Source organism: Roseomonas rosulenta, assembly GCF_016106005.1.
Taxonomy (GTDB): domain Bacteria; phylum Pseudomonadota; class Alphaproteobacteria; order Acetobacterales; family Acetobacteraceae; genus Neoroseomonas; species Neoroseomonas rosulenta.
On record NZ_JACADR010000560.1, the window covers coordinates 1 to 1,168 of the forward strand.

General features: G+C 68.2%; 1 protein-coding gene. It reads right to left on the reverse strand.

All coding sequences use genetic code 11. From position 1 onward, the window contains the following. Positions 1–12: 12 nt before the first annotated feature. A protein-coding gene (locus tag HW578_RS26835) for an IS630 family transposase (protein ID WP_198373746.1) occupies positions 13–1,079 on the reverse strand; the annotation gives its coding sequence in 2 pieces (ribosomal slippage) (positions 13–594 and positions 597–1,079; 1,065 coding nt in all). Positions 1,080–1,168: the final 89 nt, after the last annotated feature.

Genomic DNA, 1,168 nt, shown 5'->3' on the forward strand with positions numbered 1-1,168 from the left:
ATACCCGGCGCCCTATGGATTGACCTGTTGGGCCCACTCGAAATCTGCCAGGGAACGGATGCGTCCTGCTTCGGCGATAAGGTTGTTCCAGGCGGTGCAGCAGGCGTCGACGATGGCCCGCGTGTCGCTGAACAGCCGGCCGGACAGATAGCGGTCGCGCAGGTACTGCCAGACCTTCTCGATGGCGTTGAGCTCGGGCGAATAGGGCGGCAGGTGCACGAGGGTGATGTTCGGCGGGACACGCAACTCGTTCGCGACATGCCAGCCCGCATTGTCGATGACCATCGCCGCGTGCGTCCCAGGCGGCAGCTGCGAGGCGACCTCCTCGAGGAGCAGGTTCATCGCCGCGCCCGAGACATGGGGCAGCACCAGCGCAGCGCCGGTGTCGCGCGCGGGACAGACGGCGCCAAAGATGTAGGCCGAGCGGTAGCGCTGGTCCTTCACCATCCGCGGCCGCATGCCGCGCTGGAACCAGCGGCGGACCATGCGGCCCTTCTGCCCTATGCGGGCCTCGTCCTGGAACCAGACCTCGATGCGTTCGGCCTCAGGGTGGTCGGCCGCGATCTGCGCGAGCGCGGCGGCAAACCCCTTTTTTTGAATGCCTCCTGCGCGGCGCGGTCCGTCTCGGCGTGCTGCGGACGCGGCGTTTGCCACGACAGATCGAGGCTGCGCATCAATCGGCCCATGCCGGTTTCGCCGTAGATCACGCCGAAGCGCTCCCGCGCGATCCGGCAGAGATCGATCAGCCGCCAGGTGGAGATCCCGTCGACCTCGGGATCCGGCCCCGTCAGCACGATCGCCTTCAGCGTCGCCTGCTGGCCCTCCGTCAGCCGGCAGGGGCGGCCGTTGCCCCAGTGGTCGGACAGCCCGGCCGGCCCGCCGCGGTTGTAGCGAATTACCCAATCGCGCAGCGTCTGCCTGTCCATTCCGGCGATGCGCGCCGCGGCCTCCCGGCTCATCCCCTCCAGCGCCGCGGCGATCGCCAGCAGGCGCCGCGCCACCCGAGGGTCGTCTTCAATCTTCGCCAGCCGCCGCAGTTCAGCAGGTGGCACATCTTCCCGGATCATCAGCGCCGGCATGGTCCGCTCCCAGAAGCCATGCCCGCCGATGAATCACGATCGCCCGCGTCGCATCAAGCACGCGAGTCAGCCCTTTATGGGGTTGGTAT